The organism is Microbacterium esteraromaticum, assembly GCF_016907315.1.
Lineage (GTDB): Bacteria > Actinomycetota > Actinomycetes > Actinomycetales > Microbacteriaceae > Microbacterium > Microbacterium esteraromaticum.
In genome coordinates, this window is record NZ_JAFBBS010000001.1 from 1,749,744 (window position 1) to 1,773,696 (window position 23,953).

Annotated in this window: 16 protein-coding genes and 2 pseudogenes; 6 read left to right on the forward strand and 12 right to left on the reverse strand. The window is 64.4% G+C overall.

All coding sequences use genetic code 11. The features are described from left to right. Positions 1-80: 80 nt before the first annotated feature. Positions 81-1,769 (reverse strand): hypothetical protein, encoded by a 1,689-nt coding sequence (locus JOE67_RS08520; RefSeq protein ID WP_204975070.1) that lies wholly within the window; start codon positions 1,767-1,769, stop codon positions 81-83. Then, complete coding sequence (locus JOE67_RS08525; protein WP_204975072.1) at positions 1,766-2,638, reverse strand: site-specific integrase; 873 nt, start codon at positions 2,636-2,638, stop codon at positions 1,766-1,768. Before JOE67_RS08525 ends, JOE67_RS08520 begins: the two co-directional genes overlap by 4 nt. Before the next feature lie 117 nt (positions 2,639-2,755). Here JOE67_RS08525 and JOE67_RS08530 point away from each other — a divergent pair, with 117 nt between their 5' ends. Beyond that, positions 2,756-3,361: a hypothetical protein gene (locus JOE67_RS08530; protein WP_204975074.1), complete on the forward strand. Its 606-nt coding sequence runs from the start codon at positions 2,756-2,758 to the stop codon at positions 3,359-3,361. A gap of 249 nt (positions 3,362-3,610) precedes the next feature. Continuing rightward, positions 3,611-3,865 carry a helix-turn-helix domain-containing protein gene (locus JOE67_RS15860; protein WP_420827642.1) on the forward strand — a complete coding sequence of 85 codons (255 nt, stop codon included), beginning with the start codon at positions 3,611-3,613 and terminating at the stop codon, positions 3,863-3,865. A 1,906-nt stretch (positions 3,866-5,771) separates the two neighbouring features. On the opposite strand, the gene JOE67_RS08540 is transcribed toward JOE67_RS15860, so the two are convergent. Next, positions 5,772-6,122 carry a histone-like nucleoid-structuring protein Lsr2 gene (locus JOE67_RS08540; protein WP_204975078.1) on the reverse strand — a complete coding sequence of 117 codons (351 nt, stop codon included), beginning with the start codon at positions 6,120-6,122 and terminating at the stop codon, positions 5,772-5,774. A 513-nt stretch (positions 6,123-6,635) separates the two neighbouring features. Between JOE67_RS08540 and JOE67_RS15870 the strand changes: the two are divergent. After that, positions 6,636-6,800, forward strand: a pseudogene (locus tag JOE67_RS15870) (DUF7882 family protein); the annotation flags it as partial. Positions 6,801-8,775: 1,975 nt separating this feature from the next. Continuing rightward, on the forward strand, positions 8,776-9,105 hold the full coding sequence (locus JOE67_RS08545; RefSeq protein WP_239528053.1) for a hypothetical protein: 330 nt from the start codon (positions 8,776-8,778) through the stop codon (positions 9,103-9,105). 4 nt (positions 9,106-9,109) lie between these two features. Here JOE67_RS08545 and JOE67_RS08550 read toward each other — a convergent pair whose 3' ends face one another. From JOE67_RS08550 to JOE67_RS08560, 3 genes are all read right to left on the reverse strand, one after another. Then, positions 9,110-9,748, reverse strand: coding sequence for a hypothetical protein (locus JOE67_RS08550; RefSeq protein ID WP_204975080.1), 639 nt, complete (start codon positions 9,746-9,748; stop codon positions 9,110-9,112). A 1,065-nt stretch (positions 9,749-10,813) separates the two neighbouring features. Continuing rightward, positions 10,814-11,092, reverse strand: coding sequence for an arginine repressor (locus JOE67_RS08555; protein ID WP_204975083.1), 279 nt, complete (start codon positions 11,090-11,092; stop codon positions 10,814-10,816). A 1,398-nt stretch (positions 11,093-12,490) separates the two neighbouring features. Beyond that, positions 12,491-13,555: a GGDEF domain-containing protein gene (locus JOE67_RS08560; RefSeq protein ID WP_204975085.1), complete on the reverse strand. Its 1,065-nt coding sequence runs from the start codon at positions 13,553-13,555 to the stop codon at positions 12,491-12,493. Positions 13,556-14,198: 643 nt separating this feature from the next. On the opposite strand from JOE67_RS08560, the pseudogene JOE67_RS15515 reads away from it, so the two are divergent. Continuing rightward, positions 14,199-14,513 (forward strand): annotated as a pseudogene (locus JOE67_RS15515) (VOC family protein); the annotation flags it as partial. Positions 14,514-14,714: 201 nt separating this feature from the next. Here the strand turns inward: JOE67_RS15515 and JOE67_RS08565 are convergent. Genes JOE67_RS08565 through JOE67_RS08590 form a run of 6 tightly spaced genes read right to left on the reverse strand, consistent with a single transcriptional unit; the run spans position 14,715 to position 22,463 of the window. Continuing rightward, entirely contained in the window at positions 14,715-15,404 is a 690-nt protein-coding gene (locus JOE67_RS08565; RefSeq protein WP_204975088.1) for a response regulator, read from the reverse strand. Beyond that, on the reverse strand, positions 15,401-17,908 hold the full coding sequence (locus JOE67_RS08570) for a DUF4118 domain-containing protein (RefSeq protein ID WP_204975090.1): 2,508 nt from the start codon (positions 17,906-17,908) through the stop codon (positions 15,401-15,403). The genes JOE67_RS08565 and JOE67_RS08570 overlap by 4 nt, the downstream gene beginning before the upstream one ends. A 2-nt stretch (positions 17,909-17,910) precedes the next feature. Beyond that, on the reverse strand, positions 17,911-18,525 hold the full coding sequence (gene kdpC, locus JOE67_RS08575) for a K(+)-transporting ATPase subunit C (protein WP_204975092.1): 615 nt from the start codon (positions 18,523-18,525) through the stop codon (positions 17,911-17,913). 22 nt (positions 18,526-18,547) lie between these two features. Beyond that, positions 18,548-20,695: a potassium-transporting ATPase subunit KdpB gene (gene kdpB / locus JOE67_RS08580; protein ID WP_204975094.1), complete on the reverse strand. Its 2,148-nt coding sequence runs from the start codon at positions 20,693-20,695 to the stop codon at positions 18,548-18,550. A gap of 5 nt (positions 20,696-20,700) precedes the next feature. Next, entirely contained in the window at positions 20,701-22,374 is a 1,674-nt protein-coding gene (gene kdpA, locus JOE67_RS08585) for a potassium-transporting ATPase subunit KdpA (RefSeq protein ID WP_204975096.1), read from the reverse strand. Continuing rightward, on the reverse strand, positions 22,374-22,463 hold the full coding sequence (locus tag JOE67_RS08590; RefSeq protein ID WP_204975099.1) for a potassium-transporting ATPase subunit F: 90 nt from the start codon (positions 22,461-22,463) through the stop codon (positions 22,374-22,376). The genes kdpA and JOE67_RS08590 overlap by 1 nt, the downstream gene beginning before the upstream one ends. Before the next feature lie 955 nt (positions 22,464-23,418). Here JOE67_RS08590 and JOE67_RS08595 point away from each other — a divergent pair. Next, positions 23,419-23,847, forward strand: coding sequence for a hypothetical protein (locus tag JOE67_RS08595; protein WP_204975101.1), 429 nt, complete (start codon positions 23,419-23,421; stop codon positions 23,845-23,847). Positions 23,848-23,953 lie beyond the last annotated feature (106 nt).

Here is a 23,953-nt window from a genome sequence, read left to right on the forward strand (position 1 = left end):
ACCGCCTCGGTGAGTGCGGGACAAGCTCCGCGATGGCAGCTGGCCATACTCCTTCGGATGTGGGTTGTGCGCAGGTGGTATTACGCCGCGATGGCGTTGTGGTGTTTGAGCGGGTTGCCGTCGATGTCCACCCGCCGCCGGGTGCGTAGCGAGGACCTGCCGGCCACGGATTCTGCCTCCCCCTCAAGGTGGCTGACGATGCGACGCATGTTCGACACTGACGCGGCGGCGCCCGCTACAAGGAAGTTGTACGCGTACCCGCGAGCACGCCGCTTCTCGGGGTTACCGATGTCTGTTGCCGAGTCGCTCTTGAACCACAGGTTGTTCTCTTCGACGCGGTTGCGGAGACCGAACCAGGCGTGCCACTCCTCGGTGTAGTACTGCACGGCCGAGAGCTTCCTGATGATGCGCATGCTCTCGTCGCTGTCCGGACCAATGGTCAGCGTCTTCTTCGCAATCACTGGTGGGCGCCTCAGGCGCTTGTCGGTCACCGGGTCGAACAGCATCATGTCTTTCGTGATGCAAGGGTAGGTGAAGCGCTGGAAGCCGTCCTCGTCCGGGCGCCCCTTCTCGATGAGGGCGTACTTACGGCGGGCTTCGATTTTGGCGATGTACTCCTTCTTCGTAATCTCGTCCGCCTGGTACTGCTCCGTCGCGGTGAGGAGGTCGCGAGGCGTCCATTTCAGGTAGAGGTGCCCGTCAGCGCACACGGCGTCCTCGATGGTGCCGTGGATACCGGCGCGGCCTTTGCCGGAGAAGTTCCAGACGCCCCTGAACCCGAGCTTGCGAATCTCGTTCTGGAACCGATGAGGCTTGAAATGGTTGTACATCTGGTCCGCGATAAGCCGGTATCGCGTGTCGCGAGCGAATATCGCGCAGTGCTGTTTGACGGCGCGGAGCGGGCCGTACTTGTTGCGCCCGGGGTGCTGGAAAGAGGCCCCCGTCATGAGGACCGGAAAGCTCAGGTTGTCTCCGGGTTTGTTGGCGACGGTGACGACGGTCTCCATCTCCCACGCCGCCTCATCCGTCTGGTGTCCTTGCCCTTCGTGGTTGCCTTCGCGCGTGTAGCGCGTGCTCATCGCATCCAGGTTCTTGCGCTTCTCTTCGACGGCATGCCACTTCCAGTTCGGTCGGCCGACGAGCTTGATGGGCGTGGCGTCGATGGCGACGTTTCCCTTGTAGCGACTGTGAATATCGGCGGGGAGGCGGCGCACGGTTGCGTGCAGCAGCATGTTGACGACGTCTTCGGCGCGGTCGCGTTTCTCCTGCGAATAGGTGTCCTTGGCCTTGACGAACTCCTCGGCACTGACGTGGTGCCGCTTCGAGACTTCCCACGGCTCGAGAAGGTCGAGGATGCGGTTGAGTGAGCGGTGATAGCGCAGGTACCACTGCTTCTCGTTGCTGAGCAACGCAGGCAGCCCGAGGTACTCCCGCGTCTGAGGGGTGGTGCGGGCGAACAGGGTTTTGGCGATGGTTCCGTAACGCGCGTCGCCCCCGTCGATGTGCATCATCAGGAGGATGAGAACGGCTCGGAAGCTCAGTTGCGGCTTCCGCCCCGCTGCGGACTTCCGGTCCTCCAACTGACACTTCTCGAGGAAGTCTACGACCCCAGACTCGTCCACAAGGCGGCCGTACAGTTCCACGTGTTCCAGGCAGGAGGGGCCCGCGGCGCGGATGTACGTGTACTCGTCGAAGGTGTGTCCGGTCGCTTCACGCATGTGCTTATCGAACTGTTCGAGTGCAGCATCGACCTTCTGCTGACGGTTCATCGCTGGACCTCCGAACGGAGGATGCGGCGGTACTCGGCGTCGTCGCGGAGCTCGACGAACTCGAGCATGAGATGCAGGTGCTGCAGTTTGGATACGCCGGCCGCGCGGAAGAGGTCCTTGATGGGCACACCCTGGGTGAGGTGGTGGGTGAACCAGGTCTGGCGTAGACGGTCCGCTCGGGGAGGGTTACCGAAAGAGTTCTCGGTGAAGCTTGAGGTGAGGTTGGAGGTGTTGCGTCGGTTGATGGGTCCCCAGAGCACTTCGTCCGTCGGCCGACGCTCAAGCAGGACGAGCATCCACTCTTCCCATTCGGCAAGAAGCGGCACCTGGCGCTCCGCCACCGTTATCAGGACGCCCTCGGGGTCGACGCACACGTCGCGGTGACGCAGGAACGGCATCTCGCTCGGGCGGAGCCCAGCGCCGGCGCAGAGCGCCAACATCAGCATCGCGCGGTCGCGCTTCAGGGCGGTCACCTGGCTGCCCGCCCAATCGCGGAACTGTGCCATCTCCGGCGCGCTGTACGGCGCCGCGGTAGACCGCCGCGACAGCGGCGTGGGCCTCTCCGGGTGCTCATCGGGAACGAGAACCTCGCTGATGCGCATCAGCATCGAGCGATAGTTGCGCCGCGTGCCTTCGCTCCGGTCCTGGTTAGCGGTAGTGGAGTAGATGTCGATGGCCCGCACAGACCAGATGGTCTGAGCATCCAGTGGCCAGCCCTGCTCCAAGCACCACACGACGTAACGGGCGGTGTGCGACATCAGGAGCTTGGCTGCGTATGCAGTGCTTGGAGCGGCAAGGGTCACCGAGTCGCGGATGAACCTGTCCATCGGGGAGCCGGGCACGACTCCGCGGAGCTCATCATCCGTCACGACGCTCCTCACCTCCTCGAGGAGGCTGGGGTAGGTGTGGGCGTCGAGAACTCGAGACACACGCCGTGAAGCGGTAGCGAATCGGTAGTTGCCGAGGTGCTCGGAGAGGACGTCCGCGTGAGCGCTGGCGCCACTGTTGTCATCGAATCGGGTGATGCGGTTGAGGTACGAAAATGTCTGCACTCTCCGTCCATTAACAGCGCGCGTACCGAGCCGGTCTCATTGAGTAGGATTTTCAGTATCCGCGGAAATTGCCGAATCACTATCCATCGTGAGCAAGTCAGGCTGACCATCCGCGGCAACGAGGAGGGCACCGTCATGGCAGAGAAGCGACTCGGGATGGCGTTCGAGCCGCGGAGCGTGGTGGCTGTTCCCTTAGCGTTCGGCCGCGTGGGGACCCTCTTGCCACCAGCGGACGGAGTCGGCGCGAACGACCATCGATACCGCTCGGCAATGGTGCAGCATCTGATCGCAGACATGGTTCATGACGGGTTGCGGCTCAGGGGTGTGACGTTGCCGCAGTTCCTCGACGCAGCTCCGGATCTGCCGGGCCTCAGTCCTGACAGGCAGCGCCGACTCTTGCGCGGGGAAACCGGTGCACAGTTTGCCGACCTCGCCTTCTGGGCCTCGCAGTTCCCGGCCATCGCCACGGCGGTCGCCCGGTATATGGAGACATGGGTGCCCTCTCGTGCCGCAGGCCAGGAGGACCGGTTACCCCGTTGAAGGCGTTCGGCGCGCGCAGCGACGAGGGAGCCGGTTTCCGAGGTCATGGGCACTTCCCTTCCTGCTCGAGCGTCAATTAGCCGTGAGCATAGGGCATTTATAGATGGCCGTATACACCTTGTTTTGTCCGATCAGTGGTCAACTCGCCGCCGCTCCTGCATTGGACATGTCCAATGTAGAATAGGACATGTATAACGGGCCGGGCCCATAGGGTGTGGTTTTGCGGGTCCGTTGCACATGCTGAGAGAGATGTGGAACGAAGAAAGCGCTGCCCGGTTGGGGACCACTCTTCGGCGCATGCGCAACGACCGAGGGCTCTCACAGGAGTCACTCGCCTACCAAGCGGGGATCACGAAGAATCAGCTGCAACTGATCGAGGCAGGGCGATCCACGGGGCGACGAGAAGCCGCGGGCCCTTCAAACCCGAGGATGGCCACCCTTGTCGGGCTCGCTGACGTTCTGGGCGTCTCCGTGGCAGCGATGCTGACGGAAGCCGGCGTTTGAGGCCGGAACAGCCTCCGGCGTCGACGGGATTAGACGAGTTCCACGCCGCCGGGAAACGACCTTAGACGCGCTCGCTGAAATGAGTTCAGATGAGCGCTCCGTTGCTGTTCGATCCACTGCGTGATTTGTGGGGTTACGCCAGGGTCGCCGGATCTCGGTAATCCACCGAGCATGTGTGAGAGACGTGCGACGGTGGTGGCCATGGTGCACCAGCGCCTGGGCGCCGAGTCGGCCGGAAGGCCCTCGGTCAGGTTGACTGACGCGTAGTAAAAGTCCAACGACTCGCGTTCGTCAGTATCGAGGTCGGATAGCTCACGGTTGGCGAGTTCGGCAAAACGGATGGCGAATGGCTCCATGATTCACCTATGCGCGGTCGTCATCGATAGAAGCGTCACGCTCCAACCATGCACCGGGCGTTACCGCGCAGGACCTCGCGACCTCAGTCGACCGTTGACGTTGACGTTGACGTTGACGCGGACCGTCTGTGCTTTCTGTACGTCTACGGGTTGTTCGGGTTCTCGCCATCCAGGCGAACTAGGTACGCCTCACTGAGATCCCCTGACGTCTCCACGAAAAGCTCGTAGGTACGTCCGTGTCGATTCTCCGCTACCCACTCAATCGCTTCTCGAACGCTGGCGACATCGGACAGTAGCCAAGCATCTAGGTTCCACGCGTAGCCCGGTCCTGGCCGCTCCCAAAAATGAACCCGAAACCGAACCGGATCATCTTGGTCCAAAGAGTAGTAATCAAGTACAGGCTCTGCTTTCATAGGTTCCAATATAAGCGCTCGAACCCTAACGTCGGGATAGGAACATATGAAAACCAAGCGTTGTATCGCCATCCTCGCAATCGCATTCGTTGGGGCCATCACGGCATCATCCGCGAGCGCATCCGTAGTAGACACCATTCCACCGCCCGAATCCCAGCAATTCACTTACGGCAATCTGTCGATGGTGGTTAATGAGCCCGAGCAGGTTACCGCTCTATCTCGAGCAGATGTCGCTCTACTGGCGCCGACGATGACATGCAAACTCAACGTCCAGAACCCGCACGGCTCGACTCACGTCCAGGGCACGATAAACGTGGTCGCGGTTGTAAGTTGCGATGTTCCGGCGGGACGCATCCGACTGCAGCTATCACTGTTCCGGGTAAGCCCTTACGCGTCTTGGGCCGCACCGACACTTCAGAAGGATGGAGTCAAGGTGCTGCAGAACAACAAGGCAGTGTCGTGCTCCGAGGGCCCCGGCGACTTCAGGGGGTGGGCGGCTGGAACTCTCACGCCGCCCCCGGGCTATCAGCTCTCGGGCTCGCCCACCTATGAGAGGTACGGGAACCTAGCGTCGGTAGCGTGCGGTCTTGCGTTTTCCGCTGACACCAGCGACTATTCGGAGACGCTGACTTTCAAGTTCGTACGCACAGACTGACACTGTCTCCTCAACTGGCCAGGTTGGAGGGTCGCCCAGAAGTGGGTGGCCCTCCAACGCGCGCTGGTGGTCATCACGTGGTACGGCGCACGATGAGGCCGCGTGAGAGGTTCGTGCCCACTTGCAATACGCGAAGGTATAAGCGAGGAGAGCGTTGCAGTCAGCAGCGTCAGTACCGCCAGCGCGTCACGGAGAAGCATCACGTTGATACTCTCGTGCAGTCCGGTAGGGCTCGCTGGCGCGGCGGCACCACTAAATGGGGCGCCGCCACGCCACACGGTGTTCGGCATCAATGCTGGGACGTCGGGAAAGGTTCCATGATTGGCGCAACGAACACCTAGTACGCACAGATCGGAGTCTTCTTGCGCAAGGATCGACGACGGCACGGTTTGCGTCTTCTGGGATCTCGAACAACGACGACGCTTGCGCTGCGGTGGCGGCGCCTCGGATAAGACGGTGCTTTCGCCGCAGTGCGGCCGTGGCTACTTGGTCTTCGCGGCGTCGTAGGCGGCGACGACTGGAGCCGCAATCCGGCCGCGCGTGCTCACCTCGTGCCCGTTCGCCTGCGCCCATGCCCGAATCTCGTTGAGGTCTGAGCGAGAAGCTCGCCCGCGGCCTCCCGCGCGTGCAGCGGATGCCGCACCGTTGCGTCCCATCTTGCGGCCAGCCTCAATGAACGGCGCCAGCGCATCACGGAGCTTCGTCGCGTTCTCCGGAGACAGATCGATCTCGTAGGACTGCGCGTCCAGCGCAAATGTCAGCGACTCCCCGGCGTCCCCCAGCGGAGTACCGTCCAGGTCGTCTACGAGCTCGATGATGTGGCGCTTCGCCATGGGTAAATCCATTCGTTGAGGGGCAACGCGGATCGGACGATCCATGCACCATTATTCACCGTGCGACCCAAGATTGGTCAGATACGACGTCGGGCTGGCCTACCGTTTCGTCGGCGACCTCACGGGACTGATGCGCATTTCGCGGATGAGACCCGAAAGGACGACGCGTCTATCGCAATACACAACCTTCGCTCTCATCCGTCGACGGAAAGTTTGGCGGGCGCGGTATGTACCGGTGCTTGCGCGTATTCGCCGTCCCGGCCGCGGTGCGATCCGCTTCCCCGTCGCCAATGTCGCCCGACGTCGTCGCGTTGCCAGACTCAATCAAAGGAACGACGGCTGCCGAACGGACCTGATCGAACGGCCACATCCGCGGCTATTTCGAGCTAATTTTGGCCCCGAGACCCGTTCGTGCGACAGGGTGAGCCGGCCCGTGTGAAGGTCGCTCGGGTTCAACTGAAGCCAAGGCGATGAAGAGTAGCCCTTGCTGCGCGCCGTATCGAGCCCAATCCGATGAGCGGTCCTCTTCTGTGCGAGGATCCGCCTGGGCGCTCGACTATCTGGATCCACCCGTCGATTCCGCTCCGGTTCACCTTCGACGAGCCAGAACCCCCGCAGTTGAACATGAAGTGGATCGAGTCTCTCATGCACTCAGCGAACTCGACCGGGTGCATCATGCTCGTCGACGAGGTCATCGAAACGCCTACGGATTGTCTCTCGACCCGCGGCAGAGCTCGGGGCCGGATGGTCTGTCCCACCATTAGCCGAGGTAGTTGCGCGGTCCGACGCCGCGAAGGCACAGCGGACGCCACTGTGATGCGAAGATCGTGAGCGACGTCGTGGAGAGCGCCGCGCCGCCCGTGAGGAGGGACTCCATGGTGAGACGGCACGTTCACGTGATGGCGGAGTACGGGGATACGTTTCCTGTATGGGATCGCACTCCCGGCTCGGATGGTGGGCCCATCGACCCCGACAAGGCAGGACTGTCTCAGCAACTGGTTGGGGACCTCGTTGCTTGGAACGCGCAGTGGGAAGTCCTCGTAGTGGAATCGAGCGGCACAGTCCAGGAGCGGTCTGAGTGGGAGCGGGAAGGCAGATCGCTTGCGAAACGAGTCGCTCACGAAGTCGGTGGCGGAGTTCGTGTCACGTACCAGCCGTAGCAGTCGCGCTCGCGCGGCCAGCTACGGGCCACACTGCGGTCGACGCTTGCCACGCGAGCCACCTGTGCGGTTGTCGGCGTGAGTTCGGTGTGACGACGTCACGGATGCGGCCACATTAACTGCACCGACCACCCCAGGATTGAGGAGGCGGGGGCCTTGGTGTGAGGCTAGCGAGGCTTGAACGCGAGATTCGACGCCGGCTCGCGACGAGTGAACGCGGACCCTCCAGGGCTGACCTTGCATGCCACAGCAACACGCTTGGAGTGGCTCATTGAAGGGATGCTGGGCGAGGCTGCCTTAAGTTCAGGACTGGGAGCGAGTGTCAATCGAAGACTGGTCCGACCTTGACATCAAACCGAGTCGTCGGCACAACCACCACCCGGACATATGGGACGTTCATCGTTCTCGAGAATGGTTTGTGACGAGCCTGGCTCGACTGAATCAACTTGAGTACCTGCAAGGAGAAATGCGATCTACCTCGAGCGAGATACCCTCAGCGTTGGGTCGCAAGGATACGTTGCGGCGGCGACGCATGCCGATAATCTGAAGCGCGAGCTAGGGGGTGAGTAATGGCAGGTGGCGACCGTGTCATAGTTCGTTGGAAGCGCCTATGGTTGGCGCTCGTTCTCGCGAACTTCGGCACAGGTGCGTGTTTCGTACTTCTATACGCAGGGTATCCCTTCGAGTTGTGGGGGCGTCTGCAGTTCTTCGAAGATCCCGCCTGGCCGGTCGAGCTGGTCGCGGGCATGCTCGTCGGGGGCCTCATCGCGATTCCGCTGCCTACAGCTCTAAGCGCGTCGGCAGTTTCGAAATTGAAGGGTGTGCTCCCCTGGCCCGCATCAGTGGCTGTCGGTCCAATATTTTCGTCACTTCTCATACCGGTGTACGTGTGGTCTAGCCCGAGCAATGTGATTATGCTGGTGGCCATTCTCGTCATCGGAGTCGCTGCAAATATCGGGATGGTGAGGGCGTTGCATGCCGTCGCCGTAAGTGACGCACGCCACGTGAGAAGCTGACATCGCGCCGCATGGCGTCGCAGCCGGCGCTGCGAGCAGGCTAATGTGACGACCGCCTGAGACGGCAATGAACGCTCGTCGACATCTAGCTCGAAGGCCTCACGGTTGGCGAGCTGTGACGCGTAAAAGAGGCTGTCGAGCGTGCGGCGGACCAGCGGTCGGAGCTGTCAGCTCCCTGATGCCGGTGCCTCGACCTATTGGATTGCGCCGCTGACGCGGGTTGATCGCATGAGGCTCGGGCCTCCGAGGCCCAGCTGCCCGAGGTGCTTTGGTCGAAGGCGAACCTCAAGGGGAAGGCTGAGTACGCCCAGACGGTGAACTGACAGGTGCACTTGAACTGCGGTGACGCCCCGAAACGGAGAACCCTTGTCGCAGCGCGCCCTCGCTTCGCCGCCCGCGGGCACATGAGACCGGAGTCGCCGGTCGGCTGTCGGACGTAGAATCTACGCTCTCGGCCGGAGGAAGGACACGCCGGCCATGGGACGACCATCAGCGTTGCGCGAGGCGGCGACCGAGAAGCGCATGCAAGATCAAGCGATTGTCGCGGCCGCGAAGCATGGACCGCTGCAGTCGCTCACCGAGCGCGCGCTCGAAGAACGTACCCAACCCGTCACGATTTACCCCTGGGATGCACAACGGCGTGTACGCGCGTGGGTGCGGTTCGGGCCCGAGTCGGTGCGCGTGGACGCGAGGATTGTTCGGTCCACCGCTCTCGCGGCTGGGATCGAGTTTAAGGCTGCAGGGCAGACCTACCGCTGCTGGGTATGGGGCAACGCGGTGCAACTCGACGAAAGGTTCTTCGAGTAGGAGTTCATATTCGCGACTCGTCCATGGCCGCGAGGCGAACGTCGCCGAACATGAGGTATTCGAGCGGGCTGCCATCGATCAAGCGTAGGTCGCGCTCAACTTCGCGAGCAGTCTGAATCGGATCCAGGCCCCAGAACCGGATACGCGTCGTGGTGCGCTCGATACGCCGCTCAAGCATGTTCGCGCGGGCTGCGTTCGTCTCATCGGAGTCCTTCGTCTGTTGGGCGATGTAGAGATGAAGGTTCTCCAGGTCGAAGGTGGTGATGCGCAGCAGATCGTCCGCGCCGGGAACGAGGCTTTGCGTCAAAGCCACGCGTGCATTGATCTTGGCTTGTTCGACCGCGGACCGCTGTGAGGGGTGGTTGCGATTCCGGTTGAGCTGCGACCAGAAGAGTCCGGGCCGGGTCTGCTCGATCACCCACCGCTGGAGAACTCGTGCCTCGCCAATCGCCATCTCTATGAGGCGGCGACGCAGCTCGTCCGCTGTTCGCTCAACTTCGGCCGCTTGACGCTGTTCCTCGACCTTCTCCGCCATCCTTGTCGCTCGATGGGACACCCATAACGCGATACCGGACACGACCAGCGTCGCGGTTCCTGTGCCGGCCGGAATCCATATCTCGGCCCACCATTGGAAGTCAGTCATCGCAACATCATCGATGCGGCCTCCGACATCCGAGGACAGACCAACTTGCTTACCGCCAAGCCGCTGTTCACGCGCCACCCCATGCCAACGATCAAGCAGCGGCGGCGTAGCACCATACCGATGCGCTTCGACGAACACGGCCGAGGAGCGGTGAACCGGGGGAACTCCTCGCGTGGCCGCGAGCCGGATGACCGCCCACCCTGTTCATCAAAGACGTTGTGACGCTCTTAAATTTCCCGGATTCTGCACATTGTTGACGCGAATGCTCGAAGCTTCAATCTCGGGTTGAAGTCAATTTGTGTCCACACCTGGCGGGTGCACGGTTCTGCGCGGAACTACAGGGATGTGAGTCCTTCTTCACACCCTGTGCACAACCTTATCCACAGTTCTTCTCCACTCAACACGCGGCGTTGTTCGCAGGTTGTCCACACCATTCTCCACAGGGTCGGTTGCGTGATGCCGCGACAGGTCCCACTCTGGGACTGTCGGGGAGGTCCCCCGCAGCCGGTACAACAAAGGGGCGGCTCCGAGAGTCCAATCACGGGAGCCGCCCCAACACCACCCGGCCCGAGGAGGAAACAGATGGACAATACCCAGCCTAACGAGAGGCAGGCAGGAGCGCTGGCACTCGCTGAAGCTGTGCGGAGACGGGGAAGGGAACATCGCCTTGGACAGGCGCGATACGCACGCCTCCTGGCTGATACCTACGGGCGACCCATCGCTCGGATTGCCGAGATGCTAGATGTGGCGCTCGACGCCCTCGAGCGGATTCTTGCGGTCGATGGGGTGTTCCGATGCGTCGAGTGCTGCCACCGCTTTCACCGCTCCTGCATGCGCGAGCTGACCTTCGAGCCGCAGGGGATCCCCATCCCGTGCGAGTGCAGCTGCCCTGATCCTACCGACCGTCGCGCACCTGCCTGACAACATGCGGGTCCCCATCCTTCGGGCGGCCGGCAGATCCCGAACCGTTCACCCGCCTGAGTCACGGTTGCGGCGGCGCACGGCGTCGATCATCTCGCGTATTGCGCTGTTGGTGCGCTCGGCGCCTCATGCAACCTCCACTGGTCAGTCGTCGCAGTTCTTCCAGCACACTTTCGCTGGCCCCCATCCCACGCAGACCGTGATGCATCCCTTGCCGTCGCCTGGGCGCTTCTTCAAGGTGCCAACCTCATCGACATCGGTGACGAACTCGATGGTCACTGCGTCCGCGCCCGTGAGGTCGACTCCTGCCTCTGCGAGCATCGCATTGAAGTCGACCCGTTCCAGGATGAGCCTGGCGGCTCGTTCCACAGCGGGTGCCTGGCCGTTCGCGAACGTGTTGATCTGATCGGTTGAAGCGGACATGACAGTTCCTTTCCCCAGCGGATACTTCCGATGCGCGAATTTTCGTCCCGCCGCGGTCGTGCGTCAATAGGAATGTCTCTCCTCGTGAACCGGGCGGAGACCTTGGTGATGCTCGAGCACACCTCACCGGATGTCGCAGCCAGCCCGGAAGCCTCAGCCGACCGCAAGCTCAACAACTCCCGCCCTGTCGACGCCACTGACTCAACGCGCCTGCAGCGAACCTCCCGAGCGACTGTTGCTTGGTCGGGCTGGCCGGGGAACTCAGTCCCCGGCTCGACCGCGTGAAGTTGTTGAGGAGGCCTCCGGCGGTCCCATGAGGGGCTGTGAGGGCCCGGTTTCTGCCAAGTGCGGCAAGGTTTGCCAAGGTGGCCTTGGCTGGAGGGAGCCTTACTCTCGCTTGGGATTGGGGGCCTCTGCCAAGGTTGCCAAGTAGTAGATCTGTTGTATGAGAAGAAAAAGAGAGAAGTAAGAGAGATAGGCCTAACTTCACTCTGAAATCACCTATATAGGACATCCCGCACTTGGCAACCTTGGCTGGAGGGGTGTTTTCTCGCCCCTGGCCTGGGAAAAGTCATGCTTTTCGGACTTGGCTGGAGCTTGGCAGCTGCCAGATTCCGGCGGATCTATGTTTGAGGGTGCTGATGTGCCGCAGGGTATCCGGTGAGAGAGTGTCGCGGAGAGTACATCCCCGGTCGAGCAGTCAGTGAGCTGCCGAGCGTGCCGCGGCCGTTGCAGGGAGGCGAAGCCTTCTGCCGGGGCCAGTACCCACCCATGGCAACTCCACAGCGATACACATGAGGTGCGGCTCGAGCATCGGCAGCAAGCCTACGCGGCCCACACACCCCGAGCGCGCGACCACGTAAGTCGCCGCCTGCGCAGGCGCGCGATGCACCGGGGCGCAGGACGTGGCCCGCGCCGGTGCTCCGGACCATCCGGCGTCAGCCTCACGCCTATGAGGGCGACGGCGTGGGGCAGCGGATGTCACGGGTGAGGCGGCCGTCATTTCTCCAACGATGCGTTGGAGAATTCGGATTCGGGCAGTCCCACGCGCCCGGCCAGACCTCCGCTCGCCACGTTGCGGTGTCGTTGGCGGGTCATGGGAACATCGGCGTGCAGGCGAAGCGGCCATCTTCGGAGGCCGCGCCGTCAGGCTCCAGGTTGCGGTTTCGCTTTCGGGTTCACCGAGAACGCCGGCGAGCAAGCCGAGCGGAGACCTGTGGAGACGGGGTGGTTGGTTCGCCAACGGTCCGTTGCCGAACTGACGATGAGTGCTTTGGGCGGGCTGCTCTGAATCGTGCAACGAGCTACTGCAGAATTTGGGCGAGGTATCAGCGCCGGTCCTGTGTCGTTGCTTGTGCCGTGGACGCCGGAAGCCGCATGTCTTGGCGGCGAGCTCGTTTACGCGGAGAGGAGCGTGACCGTCTCGGATTCCTGCCGCCGACTCTGCGTATCGGTCGCCGAGCCCTTTTCGGCGTACATGGCTCTGTCGGCGCGGTCGAGCGCGCCCTCGATGGTGTCGCCGGGGTGCACCTGCGTGACGCCCCACGACCACGAGTGGCTCGCGTACTCACGCAGCCGGGCCATCACGACCCGCGCCTCGTCCTCATCGGTCTCGGGCATCAGCATGGCGAACTCGTCACCACCGAGACGGCCGACGATGTCGGTCTGGCGCGACAGCGACATCCACTGCGCGGTGAGCGACCGCAGCACGTAGTCGCCGGCGGCGTGACCTCCGCCGTCGTTGATCGACTTGAACTTGTCGAGGTCGAGCACGGCGATGGCGAGCGGCCGCTGATGGCGGGTCGCGCGGCGCATCTCGAGCTCGGCCTTGGCGATGAACCCTCGACGGTTCAGCGCACCGGTCAGAGGGTCGGAGTGCGATTCCAGCCGGATGCGGTGCCGCACGAAGAGCCCCGCTTCGAGGCACAGCCAGGTGAACAGAGCCGCACCGATGATGTTCGCGGGGCCGAGCACGCTGCCCGCCCCCGGCGCGAACGGGCCGAAAGCCATCGCGGCGCCGAGGGCGACGAGGATGGCGAACTCACCCGCGCGGGCGACCCTCGCGCCGTAGAACCAGGAGAAGAACATGGCGATGAGCGGCAGCTCCTGCAGCACCGCGATGGCGTTCTGCCGCTCGTCGGAGAAACCGAGGTAGTACACCGAGACAAGGGCGTGCGCGACGACGAGCGCCATGCCGACCCAGCGCGGCAGTTCGATGCCGACGAGCGCGACGAGCGCGAAGACCCCCAGGCCGACCAGCGCCGTCCCACCCGAGAGCACCTGCTCCCACAGAGTGATGTCGGTCTCGAAGAGCTCGATGATGCCGAGCACGCCGAACAGCAGGAAGATGCTCGCGGTGACGACAGAGTATGTCGACGTGCGCTCGCGGACGTGCTTCAGCCAGCCGGCACGCAGCCAGCGCAGCTCTTCCGCATCCTCGACATGGATCGCTTGAGTGACCATGGTTCCCTCCCGTTCGTCCCGCCGTCGGTCCCGGGCGCGTTCGACGCTCCGGGTTCCGATGAAGGTGGCTGTGCTTGACTGCGCCGCCGGGGCGGCGCTCATTTCCGTTCACAACGACCGCCCCCAGGGACGCGGTTTCCCCAAGCCGCATCCCCGAGGCGGTGACATCACTGGGGGGAGTGATGTCCTGTCCTCAGCTCGTCGCGGTCCCCCATGTCCCGTCGAGCCGAGTTCCCCAGGTACCTAAGCAATATATCAGGATTCCGTCCCTTTTGTCCCCCTTTTGGGGGACAAGATTGTGGACAGGATTCCGGTGTCGCTCAGCGCGTGCGCCCGGCCGACAAGAAGTGTCGGGAACGGAGCCCAGTGACACTGAATGTCGCCCAAGAACCGCGGTCCCGGGCGAGACGGCGCGTCTTTGACACGACACTTTTCCGAGCGGGCTCAGGGGCCGCGGTGGACTCTACTCTCGGCGCCCTGGAGCATCCTCGCCTGCTGTCGGGTCCCGAAGCCCGTTCGGAAGGTGTTGTGACGCGCGCAGCATTACCGCGGGTCAGGACCGGCGCCTCAGTCTGATGGCGAGTAGGCGGGACTAGGACGTGTCGCCCAATGCGCTGTCGGCGGTATTGAGAGACTGTAGGTCGTGGCGGGGTTTCATCATGTCGAGGTGTGGATCGTGAATCTTGCGGAGGCTCCAGCTGAATCGGGCTGGCTGCTTCGCGAGCTCGGCTTCGAGCGCGAGGGCGAGTGGCCCGAGGGCGAGTCGTGGGCCGCTGGCGGAGCGTATCTGACGCTCACAATCTCCCCAAACCTGTCCACCGCCTCGCATGATCGCAGGGCACCAGGCGTGAACCATCTCGCGTGCAAGGCGGGTGCGCCCTCCCGTGTCGACGCGATCATGGCTCGGGCGGACCAGCACGGCTGGCAACCGTTGTATCGGGAGCGGTATCCGCAGGCGCGACGGTCGCGACCATGCCTGCACCAGCGTCGCGGCTCTGAATCCGCTGGATAGCCCTCGGATAGGTTTGGGATGACGCCCGAGCTGGCGCGCGCAGCTCGGGCCGCGAGCCCGTACGGGCTGGACCGGCGCTCTATGCGGTCGAGTTGTGCCGGGTTGGGTAGATCGCGGATCAGTCCCCATGGAGTACGGCCGCCATCCTTACGAGGCGCCGTCCAATCGGTAGCCCATTCCCGGCTCGGTGATGAGGTGGGTTGGCTGGGACGGATCAGATTCCAGCTTCCGGCGCAGCTGTGAGAGGTACAGCCGCAGGTAGCCGGTGTCCTCAACGTGCTCTGAACCCCAGATGGTGGTCAGCATCGTCTGCCGCGTGACGAGCCTGCCGGGGTTGCGCACCAGGATCTCGAGCACCTGCCATTCGGTGGGGGTGAGACGCACCTGCCGCGTGCCTTCCGCCGTCGAGCGGGTGACGCTGCGAGCGACGAGATCCACGGTCACATCTCCGAAGCGCACGCTCGGCTGCGAGTCGTCCTGCCCAGCGCGGCGAGTGAGCGCACGGATCCGCGCGAGCAGTTCTTCGACAGCGAAAGGCTTCGTCAGGTAGTCGTCGGCACCCGCGTCGAGCGCTTCGACTTTGTCGCTTGCTCCGGCGCGGCCGGAGACGACGAGGATCGGGGACTGAGACCATCCCCGGACCGCGGTGATCACCTCGAGGCCGTCGAGCTGAGGCATTCCGAGGTCGAGCAGGAAGAGGTCGGGGCGTTGGTCGACCGCTGCAGCAATCGCCTGTGAGCCGTCCGCAGCCGTGACAATCTGGTATCCCTTAGCTATCAGCGTGATACGCAGCGCCCGCACGATCTGCGAATCGTCGTCGGCGATGAGGATCTTCACGGCGTCTCCTGTTCGGTTGCCTGTTTCGCCACGATGGCTGCGAGCGAGATCACCATCGTGAGACCGCCCGCGGGAGTGACCTCGGGAGTGAGAGTACCGTGCATGGCCTCGACGAAGCCTCGCGAGAGGGCGAGCCCGAGGCCGAGACCGGTGGTGTTGTCGGTGTCGCCGAGTCGCTGGAAGGGCAAGAACATCTCCTGCCGCTTCTCTTGGGGAATGCCGGGTCCGCGGTCGATGATTCGGATCTCGAGCGCGTCGGCGAAGGTGCTCGTACTGATATGCACGGGCACCCCCGCTGGACTGTATCGCAGCGCATTGGTGAGCAGGTTCACGATCACCCGCTGGAGCAGCACTGGATCGGCGCGGGCGAGTACGTCCTCGTGGTTTAAGGCGAGCGTGACATCGCCGGGGCCGAGGTCCAGTTCGTCGAGGGCTGCGGCGACCGCGCCGCCGGGGTCGGTCGGGATGTCGTTGATGCTGATCGCCCCTGCCTGCAGTCGGCTGACGTCGAGCAGGTCGGTGACCAGGGCGGACAGCGCGGTCAGGCTTTCGTCGGCCGTGTCGAGCAGCTCTTCGCGATCCGCTGCGGCCATCTCCGCGCCGGCGGTTTTCAGCCCGCCGACAGCAGCGGCCGCAGCGGCAAGAGGGCGCCGTAGGTCGTGGCTGAGCGCCGAGAGAAGGGCACCGCGGACGCGGTCGGATGCGGCGATGGGCTCCATCTCCTTCGCAGCGCGCTCGAGATGCTCGTGCTCGAGGGCCGCCTGCAGTTGCGCCGTGACGACAGCGAGCAGCCTACGCTCCGAGGCGGCGAGATCGGTGCCGTGCAGTTCGAGGACGACATCGTCGATGATGGTGATCACGGTGTGCCGGTTGTCAGCCAGAGGCTCACCCGAGCGGGCGAGCACGTCCTCGCCGGCGAGCAGGCGGACGCCTGACAGGTGGAACGCCTCTCGCGTGCGGTCGACGAGCGCCTGAATCGCGCTCTCGCCGCGCAGCACGCTGCCAGCGATGGTCTGGATCAGCTCGGCCTCGGCCGCCGAGCGGCGTGCGGCGCGCGTGTACCGGGCGGCGCGGTCGACGATGAAGCTGACGAGACCGGCGATCACGACGTACAGCACGAGTGCGAGGAGGTGGTGTGGCTCGTGGATGTGCACGGTGAAGAGCGGTTCGATGAACAGGAAGTCGAGGGTGATCCCAGACAGGACGGCGGCGAACAGCGCCGGCCAGAACCCGCCAACGAGGGCGACGATCACGACGAGCAGCTGGAAGCTCAGCACGTCCGTGGTGATGGAGTCGTCGCTGCGGGTGAGGAAGAGTGCCCCGGTCAGGATGGGGCCGGCGATGAGCGCGAGCGAGAGACCGAGGATTCGCCTCTTGAGGCTGAGCGCGCCGGTGAGGGGTGGGAGCGTCATCCGGCGTCCGGCCGCGGCGTGATTCACCATGTGCACGTCGATGTCGCCGGACTCCCGCACCACGGTGGCCCCGATGCCGGGGCCGGTCAGCGCGGACGCGAAGCGGCCCCTGCGGCTCGCACCGAGCACCAGCTGCGTCGCGTTCACCGAGCGGGCGAACTCGACGAGAGCGGTGGGGATGTCCTCTCCGACGACCTGGTGGTACGCGCCGTTGAGCTTCTCGACCAGCGCCCGCTGCTGCGCGAGCGCGCCCGGGTCTGCGCTCTTCAGGCCATCTTGACTGGTGACGTGCACCGCGACGAGCTCGCCGCCCGCGGATCGCGCCGCGATGCGCGCACCGCGCCGGAGAAGCGTTTCACCCTCCGGCCCCCCGGTGAGGGCGACCACGACCCGTTCCCGTGCCTCCCACGTCGAGTCGATGCCGTGGGCCTTCCGGTATCCGTTCAGTGCCTGATCTACTTCGTCTGCGAGCCAGATGAGGGCCAGCTCCCTCAGCGCGGTCAGGTTGCCGAGCCGGAAGTAGTTCGACAGGGCTGCGTCGATGCGCTCTGCCGGATAGACCAGGCCGGTGCTGAGACGGTCGCGCAGGGCCTGCGGCGCCAGGTCGACCAGCTCGATCTGATCCGCACTGCGCAGGAAGTTGTCCGGCACGGTCTCGCGCTGCGGTGCTCCGGTGATTTGCTCGACCACGTCGTGCAGTGATTCCACGTGCTGGATGTTCACTGTCGAGATCACGTCAATGCCCGAAGCGAGAAGCTCCTGTACGTCCTGCCAGCGCTTGTCGTTCACCGAGCCCGCCGCGTTCGTATGCGCCAGCTCATCGACCAGCGCCACCGCAGGTCGGCGAGCGAGAACCGCGTGGAGGTCCATCTCCTCCAGGGCGACGCCGCGGTGGGTGACTCGAGCGCGCGGAACCGACGGCAGGTTCTCAGTCAGGGCGGCGGTCGCCCGTCGGCCGTGGGTCTCGACGACCGCGATGACGACGTCGATGCCCTCGGCCTGCAGTCGTCGCCCCTCCTCCAGCATCGCGAATGTCTTGCCGACGCCGGGGGCGGCGCCGAGCAGCACTCTGAGCCGCCCTCGTCGTGACATGGTCATCCCCTCGCAGAATCCAGTGCGACGTTCAACTCCAGCACGTTGACCGTCGGCGAGCCCAGGAAGCCGAACTCGCGACCCCTAGTGTGGGCGTCCAGCAGGGTGCGTACATCCGTGACCGACAGGCTACGCGCATCCGCGATCCGCGCCACCTGGATGGCTGCGTACTCCGGGCTGATGTGCGGGTCGAGGCCGGACGACGACGCGGTGACCGCGTCGGCAGGGACAGCTGACTCCGCCACACCGTTGAACCGGGAGATTTGCGTCCTGCGCTCGGTGATCATCGCGATCAGCTCCTCGTTCTCGGGTCCGTAGTTGGAACCCGACGACGCGCCGCCGTCGTAGCCGTCGCCGGCTGCGGAGGGACGCGGCTGGAAGTACTCCGGCAGCGGAGCGCCATCGGCGTCCGCGAAGTTCTGGCCGATCAGCGCCGAGCCTGCGACCTGACCGTCGTCGTCGCGCACGAGGGACCCGTTCGCCTGGGCGGGGAGCAAGAGCTGCCCGATCAGGGTGATCGTCACGGTGTACACGACGCCGAGCAGGATGGTCAGCAGGGCCATCGAGCGCAGCGCGACCCAGGTGGTGCGCGCGGATTGGCGGGTGAGGGTGCTCATTCTGCAGTCTTCTTTCGTCAGCTCAGAAGCCCGGGATGAGGCGCACGACGAGGTCGATCAGCCAGATCCCGATGAAGGGGGTGATGACGCCGCCGAGGCCGTAGACGGCGAGGTTGCGGCCAAGGATCTGCGAGGCGCCACCAGGGCGGTACCGCACACCGCGCAGCGCGAGCGGGATGAGAAACACGATCACAATCGCGTTGAAGATCACTGCCGACAGCACGGCGGATGAGGGCGAGTGCAACCCCATCACATTCAGCGCACCGAGCTGTGGGAAGACCCCCATGAACATCGCAGGAATGATCGCGAAGTACTTCGCGATGTCGTTCGAGATCGAGAACGTCGTCAGCGCTCCTCTGGTGATAAGCAGCTGCTTGCCGACCCGGACGATGTCGATGAGCTTCGACGGGTCGGAGTCGAGGTCGACCATGTTGCCGGCCTCCTTCGCCGCCGACGTGCCCGAGTTCATCGCGACACCGACATCCGCCTGGGCGAGAGCGGGCGCATCGTTCGTGCCGTCGCCGGTCATGGCAACGAGGTTGCCGCCCTCCTGCTCCTTGCGGATGTAAGCGAGCTTGTCCTCCGGGGTGGCCTCCGCGAGGAAGTCATCGACGCCGGCCTCGGCGGCAATTGCCGCAGCGGTGAGGGGGTTGTCGCCCGTGATCATCACGGTGCGGATGCCCATGGCGCGCATCTCCGAGAACTTCGCGGGCAGGCCTTCCTTGACGATGTCCTTCAGATGCACTACTCCGAGCACCCGCCCCGTGCCCTGGGCGTCGCGGACGGCGACGACGAGGGGAGTGCCACCGGTCTGCGAGATCTGCTCGACCGCAGCCTCGACCTCGGCGAGCCGATCCGGCGTCAGAGCTGAGCCGGTGTCTGCAAGCCAGGCCACGATTGCCGAGGTCGCTCCTTTGCGGATGCTCACCCCGTCCGCGCCGTCCAGCCCGGACATGCGGGTTTGCGCGGTGAACGGCACGATCTCGCCGGGGATCGCCGATCCCACCTCCACGCCCTTATCGAGCGCGAGTTCGACGATGGATGAGCCTTCCGGCGTGGGGTCGGCGAGCGACGACATGGCTGCGCAGCGCATGAGTTCGTCGTGGTGTGCCCCGGTGACCGGGATGAATGCGGTGGCGCGCCGGTTGCCGTACGTGATCGTTCCGGTTTTGTCGAGCAGAAGCGTGGTCACATCTCCCGCCGCCTCGACGGCCCGCCCCGACATCGCGAGCACGTTGCGCTGCACGAGCCTGTCCATCCCGGCGATGCCGATTGCACTGAGCAGCGCCCCGATGGTTGTCGGGATCAGGCAAACGAGCAAGGCGACGAGCACGGCGACACTCACCGGCGCTGCCGCATACGACGCGATGGGGTTGAGGGTGAGGCCGACGACGACGAAGACGATTGACAGGCTGGCGAGCAGGATGTTAAGGGCGACCTCGTTGGGTGTCTTCTGCCGGGCCGCGCCCTCGACGAGCGCGATCATACGGTCGACGAACGTTTCGCCCGGCCGGGACGTCACGCGCACGACGATCCGGTCGCTGAGCACCCGGGTACCACCTGTCACCGCCGAGCGGTCACCGCCGGACTCGCGCACCACAGGCGCCGACTCCCCCGTAATCGCGGACTCGTCCACGGACGCGATGCCGGCGACGATATCGCCGTCGGCGGGGATGAGCTCGCCGGCGCTGACGATCACAATGTCGCCGAGGGTGAGTTGCGACGACGCCATCGCTGACACTGTGGCGCGTTCGGCTGCCGGATCGCCATCCGCGTCGTAGCGGTCGACTCGGTGCGCGGTGGTGCTTTGCCGCGTTCTCCGCAGCGTCTCCGCCTGCGCCTTTCCGCGACCCTCGGCGACCGACTCCGCGAAGTTCGCAAAGAGCACGGTCAGCCAGAGGCAGAGCGTGATCGCGCCGGTAAACGACCAGGGCACCTCAGTGCCGCCGGACGCGGCCGGGCCGCCGATGAGCGGCTCCGCCACGGCGAGAACGGTGGTGAGGAGCGCGCCGACCCAGACGATGAACATCACCGGGTTTCGCCACTGTTCGCGCGGGTGGAGCTTGCGCAGCGCCTCGGGAAGGGCGGCGCGCACCTGCTGCCCCGAGAACGAGCTGCGTGTCGGGGGTGTGCTCGTCGGTTCGGGACGAGGAGTAGTGAGTGCAGACATCGTGGTTACATCAGCCCTTCCGCCAGGGGACCCAGCGCGAGAACGGGGAAGAAGGTCAGCGCCGTCACCAGCACGGTGACCGCTGCGAGCAGTCCGACGAACAGCGGACGATGAGTCGGGAGCGTGCCCACGGTCGCGGGCACCTTGCCCTGCGCCGCGAGAGATCCAGCTAGCGCCAGGACGAACACGATTGGAACGAACCGTCCGAGCAGGATGGTGAGGCCGAGCGCGGTGTTCAGCCAGGGGGTGTTCGCCGTGAGGCCCGCGAAGGCGGAGCCATTGTTGTTGGCTGCCGACGTGAACGCATAGAGCACCTCCGACATGCCGTGGATGCCCGGGTTCCAGATCGAGGTGTTCTCCACGTCCTCCCGGATGCCGGGGATGGCAAAGCTCAGCGCCGTCCCGGTGAGCACGAGGGTGGGCATCACGAGAATGTACAGCGCGGCGAGTTTGATCTCGCGGGGGCCGATCTTCTTCCCCAGGTATTCGGGGGTGCGACCGATCAGCAGCCCTGAAATGAAGACCGCGATGATCGCGAGCACGAGCATCGCGTACACGCCCGACCCGACTCCGCCCGGGGTCACCTCGCCGAGCATCATGTTGATCATCGGCATCATTCCGCCGAGGGCGGTGTACGAGTCGTGCATCGAGTTCACCGCGCCGGTCGAGGTGCCGGTGCTGGTCGTGGCGAACAGCGTGGATCCGATGATCCCGAACCGCTGCTCCTTGCCTTCCATCGCGCCGCCGGCGAGCTCGGGCGCGGTGCCGCGCCCCGCGGTGTCGAGGGCGGTGAGGATGGCGAAGGAAGCCGTGTACAGCCCGCCCATGACGGCGAGGATCGCGTACCCCTGGCGGTTGTCGCCGACGATGCGGCCGAAGACGCGAGGCAGTGCGAACGGGATGATCAGCATGAGCAGGATCTCGAAGAGGTTCGTCCACGCCGTGGGGTTCTCGAACGGGTGCGACGAGTTGGCGTTGAAGAACCCGCCGCCGTTGGTGCCGAGCAGCTTGATGACCTCCTGAGAGGCGGTCGGGCCGCCGGGGATGCTCTGCGCTGCTCCGGCGACGGTGTTGATCTCGGTGAACCCGTTGAAGTTCTGAATTACGCCGCCGATCATCAGCACGACCGCGCCGAGCACGGAGAGCGGCAGCAGGATGCGCAGGATGCCGCGGGTCAGATCCACCCAGAAGTTGCCGATGGTCCCGGAGTGCCGGTATGCGAATCCGCGGATGAGGGCCACGGCGACGGCCATGCCGACTGCGGCTGAGACGAAGTTCTGCACCGCGAGGCCTGCCAGCTGCACGGTGTACCCGAGGGTGAGCTCGGGCGAGTACGACTGCCAGTTCGTGTTGCCGACGAAGGACGCGGCCGTGTTGAAGGAAAGGTGCTCTGACGGCGCGGGGAGCCCAAGCGAGTACGGCAGCCACTGCTGAAGCCGCTGGAAGCCGTAGACCATCAGCAGACCGACGGCTGACACGGCGAGAACCGAGCCGACGTAGGAGCGCCAGGTCTGCTCGGAGCGAGAATCGACGCCGATGAGGCGGTAGAAGCCGCGCTCGATCCTCCAGTCCTTGCCGGTCGTGTAGACCCAAGCCATGTAGTCGCCGAACGGTCGGTAGAGCACGGCGATGACGGCGGCGACGGTGAGCAGGGCGAGCCCCGCGTACAGCCAGGTCATCAGAAATGCTCCGGTTTCACGAGGGCGAACACGAGATACGCAATCGCCACGACGGCCAGAACGGCGGCGAGGAGCTCGAAGACGATCACAGCTTCTCCACCGCCTTTCCCAGCAGTCCGACGGCGACGAACAGGGCGATCACACCCAGTACGTAGACGAGGTCAAGCACAACAGGCTCCATTCGGGTGATAGCGGCAGCATGAGCTGTCCACGCGCCGTGAGCCGGCGCAACACCTGATCCAACACCGGCCATGAGGGCGGCCCCCGCCGTTCTAACGAAACCCATACGAGACCAGCGGTACTCCTGACGTAGTTCTGACACCTATCGGGTTCGTGTCCGCACACGACCGCCCAAAGGTACGCACACTGACAGGGCCCGCGCCGCCGCACAGTGGTGCTTGCACAACTGAGTGCTCGAGGCGGTCCGCCATCGCACCTGTGGCCGCTTGGGCGTGGAGACGGACCTCGGATACCCACGATCTGCTGTGGCGTCCAGGTGATGCGATGTTCCGCCAGCAGAGTGACCGGTGGAACATCGCGGGTGCTAGAACTGCGCGACCTCCTCAGCTGGAACGTCCGTCGCTGCGCCTCCTTCCTGCCGATGGGTTGTGCTGGGTGCCTCCTCCACGTAGGTGCTCGGGTGGTCGTCGCCCCATAGCTCGTACTTGGCTTCATCTCGGCCGGGCAGGGAGTATGACCAGTCCAACCATCGCCGCGGGCGTGCGCCCACACGGCCGAATGCAGTGCGGCGCGCGCGTAGCCAACGGCAGCGATGACGGAGGCGACGAAGCACCTCCAATATCGCCGGTCGGAGGTGAAACCACCCCCTCGTCCCACTTGCGGTCGTCGTCGATGCAGGCGACTCGTTGCGTTGGGAATGCTTGCGGAGGTCCTTACGAGCCGGTCCGCTTCGACAAGGTGGGGGAAGGTCGCGAAGCGTCCCTCGTCTGTGCCGTTTGGTCACCAAGCCCGACCGACCCTCCATTGGTAACGATGTCTGCGGCGGGCAATACGCTCTTGCCACTATCTCGAAAGGACACCTAGATGAATTTTGATGAGAGCGACCTCGTCACATCGGCCTATGGCCAGTACGGCGACTTCGCCGGCACAGCTGCATCGGACACGCACGGCGGCGGTACCCGGGAACTGGCCGCCAAGATCGGGCTGGACGATGATCGGTACTGGATCGTTGGGATCGATGTGTGGGGAAACGACCTCGCCACCGCGCGGTTGAACATCCTCGCGGTTGACCGCCAGGAGACGGGCATCGACAGTTACAAGACGCTCGAGGCCCATCATCGAGAGAGCGGCGCTATCCCCGTGGTGGAGTTCCTCGTGCACGAGATGTCCGCAGTCGATGTGCTTCGAGTGGGGCTCAAGCGCCTGAACTTTCAGCTGCTGTCGCGAAGCCTTCCTGACGGCGCTCATCTCTACGTACACGAGCGCAGCGACTTGAACTACCAGGGCGACTGAGTGTGTCGCTGAGCATCAGCACATGCGCGCCCAACTGATGTGATCGCCTTCGCGGGGTATTGTGAAGGCCCAGATTGGCGGGCTTTCCACCGCGCTTCTGCCAAGT

Coding starts and splice junctions, on each gene's coding strand:
- JOE67_RS08540 (WP_204975078.1), bottom strand. CDS start 6,122: ATGGCGAAGCGCCACATCATCGAGCTCGTAGACGACCTGGACGGTACT.
- JOE67_RS08545 (WP_239528053.1), top strand. CDS start 8,776: ATGGGACGACCATCAGCGTTGCGCGAGGCGGCGACCGAGAAGCGCATG.
- JOE67_RS15860 (WP_420827642.1), top strand. CDS start 3,611: ATGTGGAACGAAGAAAGCGCTGCCCGGTTGGGGACCACTCTTCGGCGC.
- kdpC (WP_204975092.1), bottom strand. CDS start 18,525: ATGAGCACCCTCACCCGCCAATCCGCGCGCACCACCTGGGTCGCGCTG.
- JOE67_RS08555 (WP_204975083.1), bottom strand. CDS start 11,092: ATGTCCGCTTCAACCGATCAGATCAACACGTTCGCGAACGGCCAGGCA.
- JOE67_RS08595 (WP_204975101.1), top strand. CDS start 23,419: ATGAATTTTGATGAGAGCGACCTCGTCACATCGGCCTATGGCCAGTAC.
- JOE67_RS08570 (WP_204975090.1), bottom strand. CDS start 17,908: ATGTCACGACGAGGGCGGCTCAGAGTGCTGCTCGGCGCCGCCCCCGGC.
- kdpA (WP_204975096.1), bottom strand. CDS start 22,374: ATGACCTGGCTGTACGCGGGGCTCGCCCTGCTCACCGTCGCCGCCGTC.
- JOE67_RS08550 (WP_204975080.1), bottom strand. CDS start 9,748: ATGACTGACTTCCAATGGTGGGCCGAGATATGGATTCCGGCCGGCACA.
- JOE67_RS08520 (WP_204975070.1), bottom strand. CDS start 1,769: ATGAACCGTCAGCAGAAGGTCGATGCTGCACTCGAACAGTTCGATAAG.
- JOE67_RS08560 (WP_204975085.1), bottom strand. CDS start 13,555: ATGGTCACTCAAGCGATCCATGTCGAGGATGCGGAAGAGCTGCGCTGG.
- kdpB (WP_204975094.1), bottom strand. CDS start 20,695: ATGTCTGCACTCACTACTCCTCGTCCCGAACCGACGAGCACACCCCCG.